General features: G+C 66.7%; 15 protein-coding genes. 4 read left to right on the top strand and 11 right to left on the bottom strand.

Features of this window, described 5'->3' with window-relative positions; translation table 11 throughout:
* Window positions 1-54: 54 nt before the first annotated feature.
* From ACIQD6_RS15565 to dnaB, 5 genes are all read right to left on the bottom strand, one after another.
* Window positions 55-2,724 (bottom strand): TniQ family protein, encoded by a 2,670-nt coding sequence (locus ACIQD6_RS15565; protein WP_401882418.1) that lies wholly within the window; start codon window positions 2,722-2,724, stop codon window positions 55-57.
* The gene (locus tag ACIQD6_RS15560; protein ID WP_401882415.1) at window positions 2,721-3,863 is read right to left on the bottom strand and encodes an ATP-binding protein; all 1,143 of its coding nucleotides are present in this window, start codon (window positions 3,861-3,863) and stop codon (window positions 2,721-2,723) included. The genes ACIQD6_RS15565 and ACIQD6_RS15560 overlap by 4 nt, the downstream gene beginning before the upstream one ends.
* A complete protein-coding gene (locus ACIQD6_RS15555) occupies window positions 3,856-6,006 on the bottom strand; it encodes a helix-turn-helix domain-containing protein (protein WP_401882412.1) in 2,151 nt (716 codons plus the stop codon). The genes ACIQD6_RS15560 and ACIQD6_RS15555 overlap by 8 nt, the downstream gene beginning before the upstream one ends.
* On the bottom strand, window positions 6,003-6,731 hold the full coding sequence (locus ACIQD6_RS15550) for a TnsA-like heteromeric transposase endonuclease subunit (protein ID WP_401882409.1): 729 nt from the start codon (window positions 6,729-6,731) through the stop codon (window positions 6,003-6,005). Before ACIQD6_RS15550 ends, ACIQD6_RS15555 begins: the two co-directional genes overlap by 4 nt.
* Window positions 6,732-6,952: 221 nt before the next feature.
* The gene (gene dnaB, locus ACIQD6_RS15545; protein ID WP_401882890.1) at window positions 6,953-8,413 is read right to left on the bottom strand and encodes a replicative DNA helicase; all 1,461 of its coding nucleotides are present in this window, start codon (window positions 8,411-8,413) and stop codon (window positions 6,953-6,955) included.
* Window positions 8,414-8,853: 440 nt separating this feature from the next.
* Here dnaB and ACIQD6_RS15540 point away from each other — a divergent pair, with 440 nt between their 5' ends.
* Window positions 8,854-10,191 carry an MATE family efflux transporter gene (locus ACIQD6_RS15540; protein WP_401882407.1) on the top strand — a complete coding sequence of 446 codons (1,338 nt, stop codon included), beginning with the start codon at window positions 8,854-8,856 and terminating at the stop codon, window positions 10,189-10,191.
* A gap of 137 nt (window positions 10,192-10,328) precedes the next feature.
* On the opposite strand, the gene rplI is transcribed toward ACIQD6_RS15540, so the two are convergent.
* The 4 genes from rplI to rpsF form a co-directional block, all read right to left on the bottom strand.
* Window positions 10,329-10,775, bottom strand: a complete 447-nt coding sequence (rplI, locus tag ACIQD6_RS15535) for a 50S ribosomal protein L9 (RefSeq protein ID WP_401882404.1) — start codon at window positions 10,773-10,775, stop codon at window positions 10,329-10,331.
* Between the two features lie 18 nt (window positions 10,776-10,793).
* The gene (rpsR, locus tag ACIQD6_RS15530; RefSeq protein WP_003967857.1) at window positions 10,794-11,030 is read right to left on the bottom strand and encodes a 30S ribosomal protein S18; all 237 of its coding nucleotides are present in this window, start codon (window positions 11,028-11,030) and stop codon (window positions 10,794-10,796) included.
* A 45-nt stretch (window positions 11,031-11,075) separates the two neighbouring features.
* Window positions 11,076-11,684, bottom strand: a complete 609-nt coding sequence (locus tag ACIQD6_RS15525; RefSeq protein WP_401882402.1) for a single-stranded DNA-binding protein — start codon at window positions 11,682-11,684, stop codon at window positions 11,076-11,078.
* A gap of 74 nt (window positions 11,685-11,758) precedes the next feature.
* Window positions 11,759-12,049, bottom strand: a complete 291-nt coding sequence (gene rpsF / locus ACIQD6_RS15520) for a 30S ribosomal protein S6 (RefSeq protein WP_006604399.1) — start codon at window positions 12,047-12,049, stop codon at window positions 11,759-11,761.
* 266 nt (window positions 12,050-12,315) lie between these two features.
* On the opposite strand from rpsF, the gene ACIQD6_RS15515 reads away from it, so the two are divergent.
* The 3 genes from ACIQD6_RS15515 to ACIQD6_RS15505 all read left to right on the top strand — a co-directional run bounded on the left by ACIQD6_RS15515 (window position 12,316) and on the right by ACIQD6_RS15505 (window position 15,055).
* Window positions 12,316-12,630, top strand: coding sequence for a hypothetical protein (locus ACIQD6_RS15515; protein WP_401882399.1), 315 nt, complete (start codon window positions 12,316-12,318; stop codon window positions 12,628-12,630).
* A gap of 112 nt (window positions 12,631-12,742) precedes the next feature.
* Window positions 12,743-13,861 (top strand): lipid II:glycine glycyltransferase FemX, encoded by a 1,119-nt coding sequence (locus tag ACIQD6_RS15510; protein WP_401882396.1) that lies wholly within the window; start codon window positions 12,743-12,745, stop codon window positions 13,859-13,861.
* A 162-nt stretch (window positions 13,862-14,023) separates the two neighbouring features.
* Window positions 14,024-15,055 (top strand): alanine racemase, encoded by a 1,032-nt coding sequence (locus ACIQD6_RS15505; protein ID WP_401882395.1) that lies wholly within the window; start codon window positions 14,024-14,026, stop codon window positions 15,053-15,055.
* A 100-nt stretch (window positions 15,056-15,155) separates the two neighbouring features.
* On the opposite strand, the gene ACIQD6_RS15500 is transcribed toward ACIQD6_RS15505, so the two are convergent.
* On the bottom strand, window positions 15,156-16,646 hold the full coding sequence (locus ACIQD6_RS15500) for a glycosyltransferase family 87 protein (protein ID WP_401882392.1): 1,491 nt from the start codon (window positions 16,644-16,646) through the stop codon (window positions 15,156-15,158).
* 137 nt (window positions 16,647-16,783) lie between these two features.
* A complete protein-coding gene (locus ACIQD6_RS15495) occupies window positions 16,784-19,441 on the bottom strand; it encodes a transglycosylase domain-containing protein (RefSeq protein ID WP_401882389.1) in 2,658 nt (885 codons plus the stop codon).
* Window positions 19,442-19,463 lie beyond the last annotated feature (22 nt).

The raw sequence follows: 19,463 nt of genomic DNA, 5'->3' as shown, positions 1-19,463 counted from the left end.
CGTTCCGGCTTGTCCACTGCCACCTCTCTGACCATTGAGTTCGTCCCTGTCCCATCAGTTGTCCACTGGGGTTTTCCCAGGTGCCGTGTCCATTTCCTCGACTGCGTCGGCCACCTGTTGCCCGAACTCCGTGGCCCGCATGGGGCGGTTGCACTCAGCTCGCTTCAGGAGAGGTTCTCCGAAGTCTTGTTCCAAGAGCCGGACCTGGTTGATGAGAACGGGTGGGTGGATGCTCATGCTGTGAGCTGCCTTGGTGAGGGTCGGATAAGCCAGGCATCGGGCGAAGCGCCGCAGCCGTTGTTCGGCGTGCTGGCCGGTGAAGGCCTTGCGCAAAATCTCGGGATGGCGGACCGCCGCATCGGCTGAGTGGAGTGCGCTGCGGTGACTTCGTCCCCCACGAGGACGTAGCGGGATGCTGTGACGGTGGGCCCATCTGGTCATGTTGGCGACGCTCATTCCTTTCTCGCGGGCGAGATCGGGGAGGGTTCGGCAAAGGTCGACGTACTGCTCGAACAGCCAGTCACGGTTGATGGTCCCGTGGCGGTTGTAGTCCTGAGGGCCGTCCCGCAGGGGGATGCCGTAGGTCCGTGCAAGACGGATCAAGGTCGGTCGGGAGAAGCCGGAGAGATCAGCGATGTGTTGAAAGGAGCGGTGTTCCTCCAGGTAGAGCCGGGACAGTTCGGGCTTCGGCAGCACCTCTATCGCCTTGACGAAGATCTTCCCCCTGGCTTTGGACTGGGCATCGGTGAGGGAGAGCATCGGAGCTGGTTGCTGGTCCAGGAGTTGGCGAACAGCCTCGATGCTGATGCCGAGGGTCTCAGCTGCGTGCCGGACAGGATGTTCGCGTTCGCGGACGAGTTGGTGCAGGAGGTCGATGTCGACGCGGTCAAGGTCGGGGCTCGGCAGGGTGAGCCCGTCCATCAAGCTGATGGGGGGCTGCCAGATGACAGGCTCGTCGTGGATGCCGTGCTCGGCGAGGAAGTTCCGAGCGTGTTCGTCCAGTGCCTGGGCCAGTTCTGGGGGTCTCAGAGCAGTGTCGTGGGCGTAGTCCCCACGGAACTCGGCGTCCTTGGCGCCGGGATGTCCAGGGGCGGCTTCGATCGGCAATCCGCTGATCCGCTGGAACAGGTGACAGCGCATGATCCGCTCGCGAAGACCTTGGCCTGATGGGGTTCCAGTGCGGCGGCAGATGGCAGCCCACTGCTCGGCCGGCAGCAGCCGGGAGTAGTCCAGGCTGCGGCGACGGGCGTAGTCGATGGGGGCGTCGACGGCATCAAGGTGGTCGGCCAAGCGGATCAAGGCGGTGGCGATGTCAGGCCAGTTCGGGTCGTCGTCCAGTCGTTGCAGAACCCGGGAAATGTCGATTTTGTTGATTACGCTGCCAAGGTGGCGCGTTGCAGTGTGGAACTCGGCTCGGCTGTCGACGATCAGGAGGATGGCCGCAAAGGCAGGCGCCAGGACCCGAGAAGCAATCGCGTCCTGCGACGAGATCAGACGGACAGCCCAAGAACCCCAGAAGACGCTGGGAATCTTCCGGCTGCGCGCCATGATGTCTGTCTCTGTCTTCGCCGGAAATCGGGGAATCGCGGTAGGCATACGGTGTCGAAGCTGCGTTCCGGGGCGGCTCGATGGTGCGAGGCCGGCGAGGTGGACGGACGCCAGGACCTGGCTTCCCTGGCGCCCCCAGCCGTTGATCGTGCTTGCACTGTTCTGCGGATCGTCTCCACGGAGTGTCTCCAGCAGCGGACGTAGGGCGGCCCCGGCCCGGTGAACGTCGGGCTGGTTCAGCACGTGCAGGGCAGCGGTGACAGCGGTTGCGGCGGTGACAGCCCTTGGTGGTGCCATGAGGCCCGGTCTGGTTTCGGCTCGTGTGGCGAGCAGGTGGTCAGGGTCGGGGTGGAGATGAGCGTCGGCGACATCGGCTGATGCCCATCGAGGAAGGGCGTCATCAGGCAGGAGGGACAGCACACGCCCGCTGATGACTCGGATGTCGGTCAGTGCCGAGGACGCCGCCTGCGGCGCGAGGGCGTACACGCCGAAATCCGCGGCGTCCTTCTCGATCACGTCGGTCAGCAGCCGCTGGGCGGTGATCGCCGAATGGTCGGGACTGAGGTGAAGAGGCTCGGTTGCGGTCAGGTCGAAGCCGCAGCCGCCGGTGACGGCTCCGCCCGTTCGGAAGGGTGTGTTGCCGCAGCGGAGAGGGTCGGGAACAGACCGCAGGCTTCGGGGGAGCCGACGGGGGACGCGCCCGCAGCTCGGGCAGCAGTCCGCCAGCATCCGGCGATGCTTCAGGCAGGCGAAAGCCCAGCCCAGCCGCCAGAACAGCATCCAGCGGCCGCCGTTTTCGGCCAGGCAGTCCGGGCAGAAGCGAGACCCACTGCCGCGGCCCCACAGGGCAGTGAGCTGGACGGCGTAATGCTCGTGATCGATTTTCAGGGCCCGTTGGTCATAGTGCTGCAGTGTCATCGCCTGGAGACGGGCCTCATCCAAGCCCGTCGTCATCGAGATCGCCGCCTTCTGCTGCGGGCCCAGCACGACGGTCCAGTCCGCGGGGGTGCCCGGCAGGCGCCTGCCGGCCTTATGCCTGGGCGGCAGGCCGATGTCACGCGTCACCTCGCCCAGCGGTGTCCGAAGTCGCTGGGCGAGTGCCTCCAGCCAAGAGTCCAGGGCCTCGCCGGGAAGCGGCGCGACCCGGATCGGCAGGGTCCGCAGCCTGTCTGTCATGCGGCCTTCCTGGAAGGGGACTTGAGGCGGCTGGTCAGTTTGCCGGTCTCGAAGGCCAGCTCCAGTTCCCGGCGGGCCTCCTCGGAAGCGGCATCGTTCTTGACGCTGCTCAGCAGGTCTTCGTCCAGCCGCTCGGCGCCGGTGCGTACGGCTCTCTGACAGCCGCGGTTGATCAGAGTCATGAGCGAGCCGATGTGTCCGGTGCTGCGGGCGAAGAGATAGTCGGACAGGTCGTCCGCGATCATGCCGGGGTACTTGTTCGCGAGGATGACTCGTTCCTCGATCGCGAGGAGGGTGTCGCGCCATCCGCGGCGCCCCTGCTCGGTATTGATGTCGAACGGTTCCATGCCCAGCCGGGTCGTGCGGCGTCCGGTCTGGGCAAGGACCCCGTCCTCGTAGGTTGATCCCTCGGTGAACAGGCCCCGTTTTTCCAGGCCGACGCCAACCATCAAGAGGGTCACGGGGAATTCGTTGGCGATGTACTTGAAGTGGTTGCTGACCTCGATCCCACTCATGTTTCGCCACCTCAGGAAGTGCAGATCGTCCACGATCAGCAGCTTCGTCTCCGCGGACAAGACGCAGTCGAGCGCGCGATAGCCGAAGTCGGCAGCCGTCCCCCGGTGACGGCCGGGGTGCCCGAAGTACTCCAGGATGGCCCGGTTGAAGTCACGCATCCCGGTGTTACTGGTCAACCCGACTCGGCAGACAGGCCAGCGCTCATGCCCGGCGTCGGTGAACTTGCCTTCCTCTCGGATGACGCGGCGGTGGAGCTTGTGAGCAAAGGCGAGCACGGCCGTGGTCTTGCCCAGCCCTGGAAAGGCATCGAGAGCGATCCCGCCCTTGACCTTGTCGCTGTCCTGGTCGTTGCTGTCGAAGATGTCCCAGAGGTCTTCGTGCAGGGCCTTCATCTGCGGGGTTCCCAGCGGGCCGAGGTTCGCATGCCATTGACGGCGGGCCCGGTTGTACTCGGCCAAAGCCTCCTCACACAGCTTCTTCAGCTGCCGCTGGGACAGGAGTTCCGGACGGATCCGGCGCGGGGCTTCCGCAAGGCGAGCGAAGCCTTCCTTGCGGGACAGCGTGAGGTGATCCAGCCGGGAGCGCAGATCGTCCTCGGCCTGGGCTCGGGTCGGCTTACTCATCGTCATCGATGTCCTTCAAGGCGGTGGCGTAGAAGTCGAGTTCCTCGTCCAGCTCCTCCAAGCCGTCGGCGTCGTCGTCGCCCGCCTCCGGCTCCTGGGCGGTCTCGATCGCCGGAGGCGCCGACTGCTCGGGAAGGGACAGCACGCGGGCGACCGACGGCAGCGAACTGACGGCGTCAGCCTGCGGCTTCGGGAGTTCCAGAGCGGCCTGTTCGCGGGAGAGCCGCAAGGCCATCCGCCGTTCGACCAGGGTGGTGCCCAGGCCCAGGTTCCACCGCTTCAGCAGCAGGGCCATGGCGAGCCGGTCGTCGGGATAGGTGTACTCCTTCGCCGCCAGGCGTCGGGCGAACTGCAGCGCTTCCTCGCTCAGCGGCATGTCCAGACCGGGTGCATGCTCCCACTCAAGGGTGTGCCAGAGGCGTTCGTGGTCCCGGAAGTGGATCCGTGTGGCGTCGTCGGGATCTGCGAAGAACTCCAGCCGCCGCTTGTTCAGGTCGATGTCGGAGCCGGCCATGTCCCGCAGCCCATCGAGGCAATCACCGTTGAAGCGACGGCCGTTGATCTCGATGCCATAGTGCTGGACCGTGCGCATCGTGACGTCGAGAAACTCGAAGGCCAGGTGCGGGTCGCGGGGCACCTCGATGTAGCCCGCCCGCGCGAGGCCGTGCTCGAACATCGCCGCCGGAGACAACTCCACCTTCGGCAGGTGCGGGTCGATCAGCCCCGCGTGTGGCCTGCGGTGATACGTCACCGCGGTCCACTCACGGATGATCGCCTCCAACTCGTGGTGGAAGAAGAAGGCGTCCTTCTCCGGGTTCAGCCCACGCGAGTGGATGTCCGGCCCCTTGTAGCCGGGAAGCCGCTGCAGCAGGTCTTCGCGCAGGGTGCGGAAATACCGCTCAACCGGCCCCTTGTCCCGGCCCGTGCGCAGCCTCGCCGGCTGCACCGAGATCCCCATCCGGCGGCAGACGCTGGTCAGGTGCGCCGACAGGTAGATCTTTCCGTGGTCAACGATCAACGTCTCCGGGACCACCTTCGGGCCCCAGACCCCGGTGACGGGCCCGTGCACGGCCTCGGCCTCCACCAGCACCCCTCGCGGAATGCCATGCTCGGGCCAGGCGGCCTCCCTGGGCCAGCTTTCCGGAACCGGCTGGGGACGGTATGCCTGATAGAGAACGGCTGCGGCGTCGATGGCCTTCGTCGATACCGGAGTCACCCGCAGACCGATGATGCAGCGGGTGTACCAGTCCATCGCGACGGTCAGTTCCGCCTGCATCCACTGAAGCGTCACCGGGTCGAGCGCGAAGACATCCAGCCGTGTGGTGTCCATCAGCACGTACTCGCCCGGCCGTGTGGGCCGTAGCTTGCCGTAGACCTTTCTTGGCCGGTCGGCGATGTCCCGGTTGCGTTGGGTACTGAGCCGGAACGTCGGATGGCGACGTTCCAGCTCCTGCATCCACCGGTAGGCCGTCGTCCGCGGCGGCATCGGAATCTTGACCAGCTTGAACTTGGTCTTGACGCGGGCCTCGATTTCTTCCAGCACCACCTTCACCGAGGGGCGCGACTCCTCCTCGTACTCCGCCAGCACCTCCTCCGCGGCCTCGACCCAGCGCGGATCGGCGTTGCCCAGCCCGCTGTCCGCCTGCGTGGTCTTCGGCACCAGTCCGGCCTCGCCGAAATCGCGGAAGGCCCGTGCCCACCGGCGCACCGTTCGCTCGGTCACTCCCAGTTCCGCGGCCTTGGCCTCATATCGGTCTGTCAACGGCAGGCCAGGGGCGTAATGGGAACGGGGCTCATCCGGCCGCGGAAGGTCCTCGCTGCCGGAGCGGTAGCCCGTCAACATCTCCCGGATATGCCCGGCCCGCTCCAGGACCTCCTTCTTCTCCTCCGTGGTCAGCCGGTTCAGCACGACGGCCGCGACGTCCTCGTCGTCGGCGGGAGACGGGCCCGACCTGTCGTGGAGCAGTTCGGCGCGGTCCGAGGTGAGCAACTCACGCAGCGAGATACGGGCCAGCCGGTCGCGCCCGTCCTTGAGGACGACTTCCATGCCCGTGGCCAGGCTGGCGAATTCCACGACCTCGACCGTCTCGCCGTCCAGCCGGAAGTGCGTCCCGACCCCGAGCTTTGTCCCCGCCCCGCTCATGCGGCCCTCCGCAGCACGTGCCCCGCACTCAGCGGCCGGTCCAACGAAGTCGTCACGTGTCCGGACCACAGCAGGTGCAGCACCGCCGATTTCACCAGCGGCCGGGGGCACTCCGGCAGCAGCCGGAAGGCGTCGCCCAGCGACATCCCGTCCAGATCCGCAGCCCTCAGCGCGGCCATCAGATCAGGGTCGAACAGCCAGCCGCGGCGGTAGCCGGCCAGGAAACGGACGTTCTCCAGCACATGTGGGTCCGGCTCGCTCCACACCTCGTACTGCCACCCGCGTGACGTGACAGCCTCCCGGGTCCAGGCGAACGTGAAGGCGACCTCCGGCTTCTGAAGCCGACGGCGCGGCTTGACGTCCACGACCACCGGACCGTCGTCCGTCAGCAGCAGATAGTCCGGGATGTGCTTGCGGAGCTTGCCGTCAACGTCGGCCTTGAGCAGGAAAGGCTGGGCGACGATGTGCCGCACCTCGCGAGCGAAGTCGGCGAACAGCAGCCGCCCCAGCTCCAGCCGCGACTCGTAGATCACATGGTCGCCCACGGTGGCTGACCAGTACGTGCCCGAGTAGTGCTGCTGCCCCTGGAACCAGCGGAATGTCCGCCACGGCCGGGCCTCCCGCAGCAGCCCGAGCGGCACCGATGACCACTCCAGATCCTCTACTACGGCCTCGTCACCACGCCGGACACTCAGCCGTACCGGCGCAGCCAGTGCTGTACCCATCGGACCAACCCCGAGTTTCCCGAGGCGGCCCCACCGGCCGCCGATCGCCGGGGTCCTGCCCCAGCCATGCGCGCAGACGACAACCGGGGCGGTCCTGTACACAAAGAGGGGAACTGCTCGATCACGAGGCATGGATCCCATCCCCCTGTCCTATTGGCCACGCGGTGGACATCGCCGGTGGGAAAAGGACACGGGATCTGGGATCCCACAAAAAGGCGGGCTCAGGTCTGGGCCATGTCGACGAATCGTGAGTAGTGGCCCTGGAACGCCACCGTGATCGTCGCCGTCGGACCGTTACGGTGCTTGGCCACGATCAGGTCGGCCTCGCCCGCACGTGGTGACTCCTTCTCGTACGCGTCCTCGCGGTGCAGCAGGATCACCATGTCCGCGTCCTGCTCGATGGAGCCCGACTCACGCAGGTCGGAGACCATCGGCTTCTTGTCCGTACGCTGCTCGGGCCCACGGTTCAGCTGTGACAGCGCGATGACCGGCAGCTCCAGTTCCTTGGCCAGGAGCTTGAGGTTTCGCGACATGTCCGAGACCTCCTGCTGACGGCTCTCGGCACGCTTCGAACCGCCGGACTGCATCAGCTGGAGATAGTCGATGATCACCAGCCTGAGTTCGTTCCGCTGCTTGAGACGACGGCATTTCGCACGGATCTCCATCATCGAGAGGTTCGGCGAATCATCGATGTAGAGCGGGGCCTGCGAGACGTCCGGCATACGGCGGGCCAGCCGCGTCCAGTCCTCGTCCGTCATCGTGCCCGAGCGCATGTGGTGCAGCGCCACCCGCGCCTCCGCCGACAGCAGACGCATCGCGATCTCGTTGCGGCCCATTTCGAGGGAGAAGATCACGCTGGGCAGGTTGTTCTTGATCGACGCGGCTCGCGCGAAGTCCAGGGCGAGCGTGGACTTACCCATGGCGGGACGCGCGGCGATGACAATCATCTGGCCGGGGTGCAGGCCGTTCGTGAGGGAGTCGAAGTCCGTGAAGCCGGTCGGCACACCGGTCATCTCTCCGCTGCGCGAACCGATCGCCTCGATCTCGTCGAGCGCACCCTCCATGATGTCGCCGAGCGGCAGGTAGTCCTCGCTGGTCCGCTGTTCGGTGACCGCGTAGATCTCGGCCTGGGCCGAGTTGACGATCTCGTCCACGTCCCCGTCGGCGGCATATCCCATCTGCGTGATCTTGGTGCCGGCCTCGACAAGGCGCCGCAGCACCGCCCGCTCGTGAACGATCTCCGCGTAGTACGACGCGTTGGCGGCGGTGGGCACCGACTGGACGAGGGTGTGCAGGTACGAGGCCCCGCCGACGCGGGTGATCTCACCGCGCTTGGTCAGCTCGGCCGCCACCGTGATGGGGTCGGCCGGCTCCCCCTTGGCGTAGAGGTCGAGGATCGCCGTGAAGACGGTCTCGTGCGCGGGGCGGTAGAAGTCGTGCCCCTTGATGATCTCCACTACATCGGCGATGGCGTCCTTGGACAGCAGCATGCCGCCGAGGACGGACTGTTCGGCGTCGAGGTCCTGCGGGGGCACCCGCTCGAAGCCCGAGGACCCGCCCTCCCAGGCTCCGTTGTCACGACCGCGCTCCTGCTGGTCCTCGCGGCCCCGGCCCTCGCTACGGCGCTGTCGAGAGGCCGGCAGACGGTCACTGGGACCGGCATCGGTCCAGGGGTCGTCCAACGGCTCGGGAATGCTCACCGGCCACCTCCTCACGTCCGCTCAACGGACCTCGCCGTGCCACTCTTTCTACGGCACGACACTGACAAAACGAGAGGCCTGACTCCGGTTCCGGCGCGTCGGACGCCGGTCCACGGTAGGCCCGCCGGCACCGTCAGCCAATCTGGTTATCCACAGGCCATGTGGACGACGGACCAGATGCTGTGGAGAACCCGGGCGATCCTGTGCACGGACCGGGGGACAGCACTGTGGACAAACTCATACCGACTTCGACTCACATGCTCTGACCAGGCATTTTTTCGTCCACCGACTGTGGGGGAGAAAAACTTTCCCGCCTGTACCAAGATCGGAACAAGTGGTGCGCGGAAGAGCCTTCACCTGAGACCAAAGTAAGGATCACAGGGGCATTGCATCACTTACCTGTGGAAGATTAGGTTGAGCGCATGACACAGGCTCCCGCGGCTTCCAGAACAGGGCGGCGACGCCACGATCGCGAGATCGTCGCGCTCGCCGTTCCCGCCTTCGGCGCACTCGTCGCCGAGCCGCTCTTCGTGATGGTCGACAGCGCGATCGTCGGCCACCTCGGCACCTCTCAACTCGCCGGGCTCGGCATCGCGGCGACCCTGCTGACCACCGCGGTGAGCATCTTCGTCTTTCTCGCCTACGCCACCACCGCGGCCGTCGCCCGCCGAGTCGGCGCGGGCGACCTCCCGGCCGCCATCCGCCAAGGCATGGACGGCATCTGGCTCGCACTGCTGCTCGGTGCTGCCGTCATCGCCGTCACGCTGCCCACGGCGCCCTGGCTCATCGGCCTGTTCGGAGCATCCGACACCGCGGCCCCGTACGCCATCACCTATCTGCGGATCTCCAGCCTCGGCATACCCGCCATGCTGGTCGTGCTGGCCGCCACCGGTGTACTGCGCGGGCTCCAGGACACCCGGACGCCGCTGTACGTCGCCATCGGCGGGTTCGGCGCCAACGCGGTTCTCAACGTCGGCCTTGTCTACGGCGCCGGACTCGGCATCGCCGGCTCCGCCTGGGGTACGGCCATAGCCCAGTGGGCCATGGCCGCCGTCTATCTGGTCGTCGTCGTGCGAGGAGCACGCCGGCACGGCGCGTCACTGCGTCCGGATGCCGCCGGGATACGGGCGAGCGCCCAGGCAGGCGTACCCCTGCTGGTCCGTACGCTCTCGCTGCGCGCCGTCCTGATGATTGCCACCGCGGTCGCCGCCCGGCTCGGTGACGCCGATGTCGCCGCTCACCAGATCATTCTGTCGCTCTGGAGTCTGATGTCCTTCGCACTCGACGCGATTGCCATCGCCGGACAGGCGATCATCGGCCGCTACCTCGGGGCCGGTGACACCCATGGCGCCCGGGAGGTCTGCCGACGCATGGTGCTGTGGGGGATCGTCTCCGGTGTGCTGCTCGGCACTCTGATCGTGCTGGCCCGTCCGCTCTTCATTCCGCTGTTCACGGGTGACCAGACGGTCCAGGACACTCTGCTCCCAGCCCTGCTGGTCGTGGCGGTCTCCCAGCCGATCGCGGGGATCGTCTACGTACTGGACGGCGTACTGATGGGAGCAGGGGACGGTCCGTATCTCGCCGGAGCCATGCTGGTGACACTGGCGGTCTTCGCGCCGGTCGCCCTGCTCGTCCCCATGCTCGGCGGCGGACTGACGGCCCTCTGGTGGGCGATGGGCCTGATGATGACGGTCCGCCTGCTGACGCTCTGGCTGCGCACTCGCTCCGGCCACTGGCTAGTCACAGGCGCCATCCGCTGACCGGGACGGCAAGGGCTCGTACCGCCGTTTCACGTGAAACGCCCCGTGCGCCCGCTTCCCGCCCGTTTCACGTGAAACAACGAGAGGGCCGCATCCCTGAGGATGCGGCCCTCTCCATGCTCTGTCGAACGCAGCGGTTACGCGGCGACGACCTCGATGCCGAGCTTCGCGGCAACCTCGGGGTGCAGACGCACAGACACCTGGTGCGAGCCCAGGGTCTTGATCGGCGAACCGAGCTCGATGCGACGCTTGTCGACCTCCGGACCACCGGCGGTCTTGATCGCCGAAGCGAGGTCAGCCGGGGTGACGGAGCCGAAGAGACGGCCGGCGTCGCCGGAGCGAACGGCCAGACGCACCTTCACGCCTTCGAGGCGGGCCTTGATCTCGTTGGCCTGCTCGATGGTCGCGATCTCGTGGATCTTGCGGGCGCGGCGGATCTGCGCCACGTCCTTCTCGCCACCCTTGGTCCAGCGGATCGCGAAACCACGCGGAACCAGGTAGTTGCGAGCGTAGCCGTCCTTGACGTCGACGACGTCGCCTGCGGCACCGAGGCCAGAGACCTCGTGAGTGAGGATGATCTTCATGATTCGGTCACCCTCCCCTTATCGCGCGGTGGACGTGTAGGGCAGCAGCGCCATCTCACGGCTGTTCTTGACGGCCGTGGCGACGTCACGCTGGTGCTGCGTGCAGTTGCCGGTGACGCGGCGGGCACGGATCTTGCCACGGTCGGAAATGAACTTCCGCAGCATGTTCGTGTCCTTGTAGTCCACGTACTGGGTCTTGTCCTTGCAGAACGCGCAGACCTTCTTCTTAGGCTTGCGCACAGGCGGCTTCGCCATGGTGTTTCTCCTGTGTGATCAAGAAGTGGGGTGCGAGCCCGCCCTTTAGAAGGGAGGCTCGTCCGAGTAACCGCCGCCGCCGGAGCTTCCGCCCCAGCCGCCGCCATTGCCCCCGCCGCCCTGCGGCTGCTGGCCGCCTCCGGCCGGCGCGCTGGTGGCCCACGGGTCGTCGGCGGGAGCACCGCCGCCACCCTGCTGGCCACCACCAGCGGGACCGCCGCCACCGGGACCGCCGCCCCAGTTGCCGCCGCCCTGCTGGCCGCCGCCGTAACCACCCTGGCCACCGCGGCCGGTGGTCTTGGTGACCTTGGCCGTGGCGTTCTTGAGACTGGGGCCGACTTCCTCGACATCCAGCTCGTAGACCGTGCGCTTGACGCCCTCGCGGTCCTCGTAGGACCGCTGCTTCAGCCGGCCCTGCACGACAACGCGCATGCCTCGCTGGAGCGACTCGGCGACGTTCTCCGCCGCCTGACGCCAGACCGAGCAGGTCAGGAACAGGCTCTCGCCGTCCTTCCACTCATTGGTCTGACGGTCGAAGGTGCGGGGAGTGGACGCGACGCGGAACTTCGCGACCGCCGCACCGGACGGGGTGAAGCGCAGCTCGGGGTCGTCGACGAGATTGCCGACGACCGTGATGACGGTCTCGCCTGCCATGGGTGAACCTCTCGGCGGGATTTGCTTCTGGCTGCTTGCTGCTACTCGGACCCGATGACCTCTGAGCTAGAAGCTCAGTGGGTCTCGGGACGGAGGACCTTGGTCCGGAGGACCGACTCGTTCAGGTTCATCTGTCGGTCGAGCTCCTTGACGACCGCAGGCTCGGCCTGGAGGTCGATGACCGAGTAGATGCCCTCGGGCTTCTTCTTGATCTCGTAAGAGAGACGACGACGGCCCCAGGTGTCGACCTTCTCGACCTTTCCGTTGCCCTCACGGACGACGGAGAGGAAGTTCTCGATCAGCGGGGAGACTGCGCGCTCCTCGAGATCGGGGTCGAGGATGACCATCACTTCGTAGTGACGCATGTGGAACCCACCTCCTTTGGACTCAGCGGCCACGGTCGTTCCGTGGCAGGAGGGTCGTGATGCGTACGCAACGGTATCGGCCGCCGCTGACAATCCAGCTCGACGAGCGAGGGATCGCGTGCCAGGGCAGACACCGGTGCAGACGGTACAGACTACTCGCACTGCGGCTTCGGGTTGAAATCCGGCCGCCCTCGGCCGCAATCTGTACACATCGGGTGTGTGCGGCGCTACAGTGCGCCGCTTCCGGCAAAGCCAGGAGGTGCCAGATGGCACAGGCAATGCGACCGAACTCCGCCACCTCACTCCTCGCCACGGACGGCAAGGCTCATCCGCTCCAGGACACGCTGGTAGCGGTGACGCTGGTACTGGGCCTTCTCGCCTTCGTCTCCGCGTTCTTCAACAACCTGCACCTGCTCAGCTCGTGGTCCGGGCTGGTGGGAATCCTGACGGGCGCGTACGGGCAGTTCATCTCCGTGACGACCCGCGAACGGTTCCTGATCATCCTCGGGCTGGGTGCCTCCGCGGTCGGTTTCTTCCTCGGAATGGCGCACGGCGGTCTGTTCGGCGGGCTCATCGGCTGACCGGACACTCTTCCGTACGGCCAAACGGGGCGCCCCATCGGCGCAGTAGGCTTCGGCGCGAGAGCCGGAGCCCCTGTATCCATGGGGACACACCTGCCGAGGAGCGCCCCGCATGAGCCTGACCCTGAGGACCATCAGTCGTGAGCAGCATCTGGCATACATCCAGAGCCTGCCCGCGGCAAGTCATTGCCAGGTCCCGGCATGGGCTGACGTCAAAACCGAGTGGCGCTCCGAGAACCTGGGCTGGTTCGACAAGAACGACCAGCTCGTCGGTGCCGGACTGGTGCTCTACCGTCAGCTGCCCAAGATCAAGCGCTATCTGGCGTATCTGCCCGAGGGCCCGGTGATCAACTGGTACGCCCCCAATCTGGACGAGTGGATGACGCCGATGCTGGCGCATCTCAAGCACCAGGGCGCCTTCTCCGTGAAGATGGGGCCGCCGGTCGTCATCCGCCGCTGGAACGCGGGTGCGATCAAGTCCGGCATCCAGGACCCGGACGTCAAGCGCCTGCGCGACGTCGAGGCCACGGAGATCGAACCCCGCGCCTTCGAGGTGTCGGACCGGCTGCGCAAGATGGGCTGGCAGCAGGGCGAGGACGGCGGCGCCGGCTTCGGTGACGTACAGCCGCGCTATGTCTTCCAGGTGCCGCTTGCCAACCGCTCTCTGGACGATGTCCTCAAGGGCTTCAACCAGCTGTGGCGGCGCAATATCAAGAAGGCCGAGAAAGCCGGCGTCGATGTCGTCCAGGGCAGTTACGAGGACCTCGGCGAGTGGCAGCGGCTGTACGAGATCACGGCCGAGCGGGATCATTTCCGGCCGCGCCCGCTCTCGTACTTCCAGCGCATGTGGAGCGTCCTGAACACCGAGGACCCCAACCGCATGCGTCTTTATTTCGCCCGGCACGAGGGTGAGAACGTCGCGGCGGCGACGATGCTGATCGTCGGCGGCCATGTCTGGTACTCCTACGGAGCCTCCGCCAACCACAAGCGCGAGGTCCGGCCCTCGAACGCGATGCAGTGGCGGATGCTGCGCGACGCGTACGCGATGGGCGCCACCGTCTACGACCTGCGCGGCATCTCCGACTCGCTCGACGAGACCGATCACCTCTTCGGCCTGATCCAGTTCAAGGTCGGTACAGGTGGCGAGGCCGTCGAGTACATCGGCGAATGGGACTTCCCGCTCAACAAACTGCTCCACAAGGCGCTCGACATCTACATGTCGCGGCGCTGACCACGATGACGGGCCACGGGCCGTCCTCCGGACATTCCGGGGGACGCGTGCGGAAGTATTCCCGGGGAAACCTCCGGCAGATGTCTTCATAAGGACGTCGAGATCCTCAAGACCACCCATATCCTTCACACACCGCAGCCACCAGAAAGGTTCCGGACCGGCATGGCGCTCTCCCTCTACGTCGACACCGCGCGCTGGCGGGCGCACCAGAAGTCGGTCATCGAGCAGTTCCCGGGACTTGTCCCGGTCTGCAAAGGCAATGGCTACGGCTTCAGTCACGAGCGTCTCGCCGACGAGACCACCCGCTTCGGCTCCGACATTCTCGCTGTCGGCACGATCTACGAGGCCGCCCGGATCAAGGACTGGTTCAGCGGCGACCTGCTTGTCCTCACGCCCTTCCGGCGCAATGAGGAGCCGGTTCCGCTGCCCGACCGCGTCATCCGCTCCGTCTCGTCCGTCGACGGCGTGTTCGCCCTGGTGGGCGCCCGGGTCGTCATCGAGTGCATGAGTTCCATGAAGCGCCATGGCGTCAAGGAGGAGGAGCTCGGCCAGCTGCACTCGGCCATTGAAGACGTACGCCTGGAGGGCTTCGCCCTGCATCTCCCGCTCGACCGTACGGACGGCTCCGACGCGGTCGAGGAAGTGATCGGCTGGATGGACCGGCTGCGTGCGGCGCGGCTCCCCCTGCACACCATGTTCGTCAGCCATCTGCGCGCCGAGGAACTGGCCCGGCTGCAGCAGCAGTTCCCGCAGACCCGCTTCCGCGCCCGTATCGGTACGCGGCTGTGGCTCGGCGATCACGACGCGACCGAGTACCGCGGCTCCGTCCTGGACGTCACCAGGGTCGCCAAGGGCGACCGGTTCGGCTACCGCCAGCAGAAGGCCGCCTCCGACGGCTGGCTGGTGGTCGTCGCCGGAGGCACGTCGCACGGCGTCGGTCTGGAGGCCCCCAAGGCACTGCACGGCCTGACGCCCCGCGCCAAGGGCGTCGCCCGGGCCGGTCTGGCCACGGTCAACCGCAACCTCTCGCCGTTCGTCTGGGCCGGCAAGCAGCGCTGGTTCGCCGAACCACCGCACATGCAGGTGTCGATTCTCTTCGTGCCGGCGGACGCCGAGGAGCCCCGGGTCGGCGACGAACTGGTGGCCCACCTGCGGCACACGACAACACAGTTCGACCGCATCGTCGACCGCTGACGTACGACGACGGCGGCCCCGCAGACGTGCTCCTGAGCCCGGAGAGCGCCCAGGAGCACAACCGGGCCTCCCGGGGGCGGTCCGGGGCTCCGCGAGCCGCTCAGGGCGCCTCGGACGGCTTCGTTCCCCACTTGACCCGTGGTCCCTCCGCCTCCTGGGTCTCGTGCGGGGAGGCACTGACCGTCTGCCCGAGGACGAACACGTCCTCCGCCCCGTCCAGCACGCCGCCCGACGGATCGTCCGAGCCGTCCGTCCGTACGCCGTCCCGCTCCGGCATCAGGATGTCCCGCACGACCAGCGCGCACAGATACAGCGTCGCCAGCAGATGCAGGGCGACGGCGAGCTGATAGCCCTCCGCCGGCAGTCCCTTGTGGTCGTCACCGCTCGTCGTGTACGCGAGGTACATCCAGATGCCCAGGTAGTACATGACCTCGCAGGCCTGCCAGATCAGGAAGTCCCGCCAGCGCGGCCTGGCGAGGGCGGCCAGCGGAACCAGCCACAGTACGTACTGCGGCGAATAGACCTTGTTCGTGAGGATGAACGCGGCGACGACCAGGAAAGCGAGCTGTGCGAAGCGCGGCCGGCGCGGGGCTGTCAGGGCCAGCGCCCCGATACCGGCGCAGGCCAGCAGCATCAGCAGCATCGCCACGTTGTTGACGGTGCCGACCTCGATGGACTCGCCCGTGCGCTGCGTGATGATCAGCCAGAAGGAGCCGAAGTCGATCTGGCGTTCCTGGCTGAAGGTGTAGAACTTCTTCCACCCCTCGGGCGCGAGCACCATCACCGGCAGATTCACCAGCAACCAGGCACCGGCCGCGCCCAGCACGGCCGTCCCGTACTCCCTGAGCTTTCCCGCCCGCCAGCACAGCAGCAGCAGCGGCCCGAGCAGCAGCACGGGATAGAGCTTTGCGGCGGTCGCGAGCCCGAGGAGGATGCCGAAGGCCAGCGACCGGCCGCGTGACCACATCAGCATCGAGGCGGCCGTGAGCGCCACGGCCAGCAGATCCCAGTTGATGGTGGCGGTGAGCGCGAAGGCGGGCGCGAGAGCGACCAGCAGGGCGTCCCAGGGGCGGCGCCGGTGGGTACGGGTGACACAGACCGCGACGACCGCGGCGCAGATCATCAGCATCCCCGCGTTGACCATCCAGTACATCTGCTCGCGGAACTGCGTGGAGCCCCCCGGCGTGAGCCAGGAGGCGACCTCCATGAAGACGCCCGTGAGCACGGGATATTCCAGGTACTCCATGTCGCCGTTGAGCCGGTCGAAGTACGGCACCAGATTGTCGGCGAAGCCGCGTCCCAGGAAGAGGTGCGGGATGTCCGAGTAGCAGGCGTGCGTGTACTGGGAGCTGGCGCCCTGGAACCACGCCCAGTCGTAGCACGGCATCTTCTGCACCATGCCCAGCGCGAACATCCCGATCGCCACCAGCGCCACCACCCGCACGGGCGTGAGCCGACTGCTGCCGGACCAGGCCCAGCGCCCGGCCGGGCCGCCGATCAGCTCGCTGCCGGCCGCGGCGATCTCGTCCCGCCGCGTGGGCGGTACCACCGACCGGTCCTGGTCCACGGTTGTCTCTTCTGCGCTCGGCATGCCGACCATCCTGCCGTACGTGGCCGGGAACGCGACGAGGGCCGCCGCACCGTGCGTACAACGAGTGTGTACGTACGGTGCGACGGCCCTCGTGACGGGCGCGTCAGGCCTGGGGACGGGATGCCCCAGGCCGGGCGCTAACCGAAGATTCCTCCACCGTCGTCGTCGGTCTCTTCGTCGGACGGCGACTCGGTCGGCCTGCCGCCACCACCGGGCCCACCGTTGTCATTGCCCCCGTCGGTGCCGGGGTCACCACAACCGAACGGGTTGTTGCAGGTCTCGGACGGACTCGCCGAGGGCGACGCCGACGGCGACGCCGGCGCCGACTCGCTCGGCGAAGTGCTCGGCGACTCCGGCGCCGACTCCGACGCGGACTTGCTCGGCGACGTGGACGGAGTCGCGCCGCCGCCGAGAACGGCCTCACCGATGGGCTCGGGCTTGGGGAACTTCTCCGGGCTCGTGCCCTTGAGCGCCTGCTCCATGTAGTCGTGCCAGATGTCGGAGGGGAACGAGGCGCCGTGGATCTTTTTCTGGTTACCGGTGCCGAACATCTCCAGGAACTTGCGGTTCTTGCTCTTCGCGTTGTCGTCCATCCGGTACATGTCGATGGCGGTCGACAGCTGTGGGGTGTAGCCCACGAACCAGGCGGACTTGTTGCCGTCGGTGGTACCGGTTTTACCGGCCACCTCGCGCCCCTCCAGCCGGGCGTTCTTGCCGGTTCCCTTCTCCACCACGGTCTTCAGTACGTCCGTGACGTTGTCCGCGACCTTCGCGGGGAACGCCGTGCTCGCCTTGCCCTCGTGCTCGTAAAGGGTCTCGCCGTTCTTCAGCACCTTGTCGACGGAGTACGGATCGCGCTGCTCACCACTGGCGGCGAACGTGGCGTAGGCACCCGCCATCCGGATGGCGCTGGGGTCGGAGATACCGATCGAGAAGGACGGGACGTCGGCGCCGACGAGGGAACTCTCCAGGAGCCCGGCCTTCATGGCCGCGTTCCTCACCTCGGGAATGCCGACATCCATACCCAGCTGGACGAAGGGGGAGTTGGCGGATTCCTGCATGGCGTAGCGCAGATCGATCTGACCGTAGGAGTGGCCGCCGTCGTTGGTCTGGAGCCACTCCTTGCCTTCCTCGTTCTGCCAGACCGAACCGTCATAGTTCTTGATCTTCAGTCTGTCGTTACCGTTGTACTTGGACTTGTCCGGCGACACCGGCGTTCTCTCGGCGGCGCTCTGTACCCGTTGCAGCTTGGGGTCGCGCACACCGCTCTCCATCGCCGCGGCCAGCACGAACGGCTTGAAGGTCGATCCGACCTGGGCACCCGTCTGGTCGGCGTTGTTGGTGAAGTGCTTGGTGGCGTCAGAACCGCCGTAGATCGCGACGATCTTTCCGGAGGAGGGATCGACGGAGGCACCACCGAACTGGACGTGCTTGTCGGTGTCCGGGCGCTTCTTCGGGTCGATATTGGCCTTGTAGACCTTGTCGACCGCCTTGGTGAGGCTCTGGACCTTCTTCTTGTTGAAGGTCGTGTGGATCTCGTAGCCGCCCTTGGAGAGGTTTTCCTCCTTGACGCCCTTGTCGTTGTTGTTGACGAAGTACGCCTTGGCGAGGTCGACCAGATAACCGGTCTGTCCGCTCAGCTCGTCGCTCTTCCCTGGAGGCACGGGCATCGGGAACTCGGTGTACTTGGCACGCTCGGCGGCGTCGAGATGCCCGTCCTTCACCATCTCGTCGAGGATCCAGCTCCAGCGGCCCTTGGCCGCCGCGAGGTTCTTGTCAGGTGTGCGCGACGAGATGTAGTCCGTGCCGCCGTACGGGTCGTAGTAGGTCGCGCCCTTGAGTACCGCGGCGAGAAAGGCGCACTCGCTCGGGTTCAGCTTCTTCGCGTCCTTGTTGTAGTACGCACGGGCGGCCGCCTGGATGCCGTACACGCCACGCCCGTAGTACGAGGTGTTCAGGTAGCCCGCCATGATCTCGGGCTTGTCCACGTCGGTGCCGACCTTCATGGAGATGAACAGCTCTTTGAACTTACGGTCCAGCGTCTGCCTCTGGTCCCCCAGGCGCGCGTTCTTCACATACTGCTGGGTGATCGTGGAGCCACCCTGGGTGTCGCCGCCCTTGGCCATGTTGAAGAGGGCCCGGGCGATACCCATCGGGTCGATGCCGGAGTCGTCCCTGAAGGTCTTGTTCTCCGCTGAGATCACCGCGTTCTGCATCGCCGCGGGGATGTTCTCGATCGGGAGGATCTGCCGGTTGGCACCACCACCGGTGGAGACCATCGGGGTGTTGTCGTCCCAGTAGTAGACGTTGTTCTCGGCCTTCGAAGCCAGGGTGTCGTTGGGTACTTCCACCAAGGCGTACGCGATGGTGCTGGCGGCGAGAATCGAGCCGACGAAAGCGACACAGAGACCTGTGGTCTGCTTCCAGGACGGCACCCAGCGCCGCCATCCGTGCTTGTTGTGGCGCGGGTAGTCGATCAGCCGTTTCTTGGACGGCTGTCCGCCGCGGCCGGGACCGTCATGGCCCCCGCCGCCACCGCGCCGGCCCCCGCCGGATCCGCCGCGGCCGGCGCCTCCGCCGTCCGCCCCACGCCTGCGGCCGCCCTTCTGAGCGGCACGTCTGGCTTCGGCACGGCTGCTGTAAGGGCGCTCGTCCTCGTGCGGCTCGGAGGCCGACGCCGCAGTTGTCTCATGGGAAGGGGCAGCACGGCGGCCTGACGGCTGCTGGGCTGCACGCCTGGTCGCGGCACGCCCGCCACCCTGCGGCTGTGGCGGTTTGCGACGGTGCTCGCTCATCGAACGACTACTCCTCGGGCAG

Source organism: Streptomyces sp. NPDC088400, from assembly GCF_044753355.1.
Lineage (GTDB): Bacteria > Actinomycetota > Actinomycetes > Streptomycetales > Streptomycetaceae > Streptomyces.
The sequence above is the reverse complement of the archived record's forward strand: the minus strand, read 5'-3'. Positions and strand labels throughout refer to the sequence as shown.